The sequence below is a fragment of the Microcystis sp. M53598_WE2 genome (assembly GCF_030067735.1).
In the GTDB taxonomy this organism is placed as follows: domain Bacteria; phylum Cyanobacteriota; class Cyanobacteriia; order Cyanobacteriales; family Microcystaceae; genus Microcystis; species Microcystis aeruginosa.
The window spans coordinates 1-3,045 of sequence record NZ_JASJFE010000240.1 but is presented as its reverse complement, the minus strand read 5'-3'; the positions used below and the strand labels follow the sequence as shown (position 1 = coordinate 3,045).

Below are 3,045 nucleotides of genomic sequence, written 5' to 3'. Positions count from 1 at the left end.
CCCATTTCCCCACTTCCCCATTCCCCCATTTCCCCATTCCCCCATTTCCCCATTCCCCCATTTCCCCATTTTCCCATTTCCCATTGCCCTATCTTACTCGCTCTTTTGCTCTCTCTGGACTGACTGCTTGCCGCTCTTTGGTGATCACTGGCCTTGTCAGGGGGAACGAGAAGGGAGAAAATGAGAGCAGTGTTAAATTTTTATGAAGTTTGGTTCTGTGGACAAAATTCGTACTGTTTCCGATAGTAAGCGTGATTTTTATACTCGCCACACCCGCCCCATCAATTCGGTGTATCGGCGCGTGGTTGAGGAATTATTAGTCGAGATGCACCTGCTCTCCGTTAATGTAGATTTCCATTATGATCCAATTTATGCCCTTGGTGTGGTTACTTCTTTCGAGAAGTTCATGGAAGGCTATCGTCCGGGGGAGGATAAACCGAATATTTTTAATGCTTTGTGCCAAGCGGTTAACGGTAATCCCGAAGTCTATCGTCGTGATGCCGAAAATATGATCGCTATTGCCAAAGAAACTAATATTGATTCCTTGCTTTCCCAACTGCAAAACCCTGCTCTGGGTGGTAACAATCAGTTGTCTGATAGTTTAGTTTCGGTTATCAACGCGCCTAAGTTTAAGTATAGTCGCCTGTTTGCCATCGGTCTCTATACTATTTTGGCGGAAGCACAACCGGACATGATCAAGGAAAAAGAAAAACGCGAACAAATTTTGCAAAAGTTCTCAGAAATTCTCCGTCTCTCCAGCGAGAAACTGCAAAAAGACCTCGATGTTTATCGCGGTAATCTTGATAAAATGGATCAGCTGCTCAAGGTTATCGAAGATGCTCTAGAAGCAGAAAAGAAAAAACGTCAACAAAAAGAACAGGAAAAACAAACCACCCTGCAATAAAGGCTCTCAACCGGAAATTACCGCGTGCAGACAAGGGAATAGGGAACAGAAAAAGGATTAAATCGGCTCTCTTTCTTTACTGTTCCTTCTGACCTCGTTCTACAATTAGGATCGGCAACCCTTAATATTTATCTCCCGTGACTAACTCCTCCATCACCGCACCCGTAACCGATATTTTGGCAAAAGCGCGGTCAGGGGCGAATTTATCGGCAAAAGAAGCGATTATCTTGCTAGAAACTACCGATAACCGTTTAATTGCCCAGATTCGGGAAACGGCCGACTTTTTGCGTCGTCAACAGGTGGGAGATACCGTCACCTACGTTATCAATCGCAATATTAATTTTAGTAACATTTGTGAGCAGCATTGCAGTTTTTGTGCATTCAGACGCGATGAAAATGAAGAAGGGGCCTTCTGGCTTAATTTAGAGGAAATTATCGCTAAAGCGGCCGATGCTGTCCGTCGTGGGGCGACGGAAATTTGTATGCAGGGAGGATTAAACCCAAAAGCCAAGATTAAGGGCAATTCCTTAGACTATTACCTCGAAATTGTTAAAAACCTGAAGCAAGCCTTTCCTGACCTGCATTTACACGCTTTTTCGCCCCAAGAAGTCCAATTTATAGCTAGGGAAGACGGTTTAAGTTACGAAAAAGTTATCGCTTCCCTGCAAGAAGCAGGAGTGAATTCTCTACCGGGGACGGCTGCCGAGGTGTTGGTGGATGAGGTAAGACGGGTAATTTGTCCAGAAAAAATCGATGCCGCCACTTGGTTAGAAATAGTCGGTACTGCCCATCGCTTGGGGTTACATACCACCAGTACCATGCTCTGCGGTCATATTGAAACCCCTAGCCAACAGGTGCAGCACCTCGAAAAAATTAGAAAACAGCAAGAAATCGCCCTAGAAAATAATTATCGGGCTAAAATCACCGAATTTATTTTATTGCCTTTTGTGGGACAATCGGCCCCCAAACCCCTGAGACATCGAGTCGGACGGGATCAACCAATTTTAGCCGATACATTAAAATTAACAGCAGTGGCGCGGATTTATTTGGGCAATAGCATTAAAAATCATCAACCCAGTTGGGTAAAATTGGGCTTACAGGGGGCGACAGAAGCCTTAAACTGGGGTTGCAACGATCTCGGTGGCACTCTCATGGAAGAACATATTACCACTATGGCCGGGGCCCTGGGCGGTACTTGTTTGACCGTCGAGGAATTAGCAACGGCGATTAAATCCCTCGATCGCCCGGCCCGTCAACGAGATACAATCTATTAGAGCCTGGTAACTAATAACCGTTGAAATGACGCAACATAATCTAGGATTTCTGGGTCTAAAGTTCCCAGTGGTGGTGCATCGGGTTCACCTACTCGCAAAATATCGAGATTAGGATTCAATCGCAACAGAGATATTTTGAGGTCTGGGGATAAGTTTTCATCTAACAAAAACCGGATTCTCATGCGAGGTTTAGTTCTTGCTGTTTCCGTTTTAGTTTCAGTTGTCTTAGGCGTTGAATCAGTGGCGATGGCTCGGTATTTAACCACTGTTGGTATTGTTCTTCTTGCCAGTCATGGAGGTGCTGAAGATAAGCATCTATCTGGGGCTTATTTTGATAGTAATAGGTGAGAGTAGCGTAAATTTTCTCTAGGTTTAAGCTGGGTAACTCTTGGAGAATCTGCTGGGAAGTATAACCTTTTAAATGGTAGTTGATGACATCCTCAATCCCAATGCGATGTCCTTTAATGCGGATGTCATCTGGCTCAAAAACTTCAAAGTATTCTTCTAGTTGCATGGTTTTCTTGGAGCAAACTTTTTCTTTTAATTGTAGCACCGCTACCAGTGAACAGTTATCAGCCCGGCTCTTTGATAACTGTTCACTGATAACTGAAAAGGTATTTCTACTTTCAGGGATGAAGTGCAAGAAAGTGTAAATTCGCCGCTAGTGTTGACTTCGCCATTGTCTTCCCTCTAGCGGCCATGGTTGTCTGGTTCTACAAAGCTGTTCCCGAAGGTTCAATTAGTTTCACCTTTAAAGCTCTAGAAATCCACTTTGAGGTAAAGAAAGGAAGCCGGACTTAGGAAAAAAAGACGGCAATCGCTTTCAATCAGTATTAAGGGTTAGCCAGTATCTACACAGAACAAGCT

The 3,045-nt window shown here is 44.2% G+C and carries 3 protein-coding genes; 2 read left to right on the top strand and 1 reads right to left on the bottom strand.

All coding sequences use genetic code 11. The features are described from left to right. Nucleotides 1-217: 217 nt before the first annotated feature. Nucleotides 218-904, top strand: coding sequence for a photosystem II biogenesis protein Psp29 (psb29, locus tag PX636_RS05060; RefSeq protein ID WP_170863942.1), 687 nt, complete (start codon nucleotides 218-220; stop codon nucleotides 902-904). Nucleotides 905-1,041: 137 nt separating this feature from the next. Next, entirely contained in the window at nucleotides 1,042-2,178 is a 1,137-nt protein-coding gene (gene cofH / locus PX636_RS05055; protein WP_288116390.1) for a 7,8-didemethyl-8-hydroxy-5-deazariboflavin synthase subunit CofH, read from the top strand. A 178-nt stretch (nucleotides 2,179-2,356) separates the two neighbouring features. On the opposite strand, the gene PX636_RS05045 is transcribed toward cofH, so the two are convergent. Beyond that, the gene (locus PX636_RS05045) at nucleotides 2,357-2,692 is read right to left on the bottom strand and encodes a DUF433 domain-containing protein (protein WP_288116388.1); all 336 of its coding nucleotides are present in this window, start codon (nucleotides 2,690-2,692) and stop codon (nucleotides 2,357-2,359) included. Nucleotides 2,693-3,045: the final 353 nt, after the last annotated feature.

Bases quoted from the DNA above. Each gene is read 5' to 3' on its own strand.
- PX636_RS05045 (WP_288116388.1), bottom strand. From the start codon at position 2,692: ATGCAACTAGAAGAATACTTTGAAGTTTTTGAGCCAGATGACATCCGC.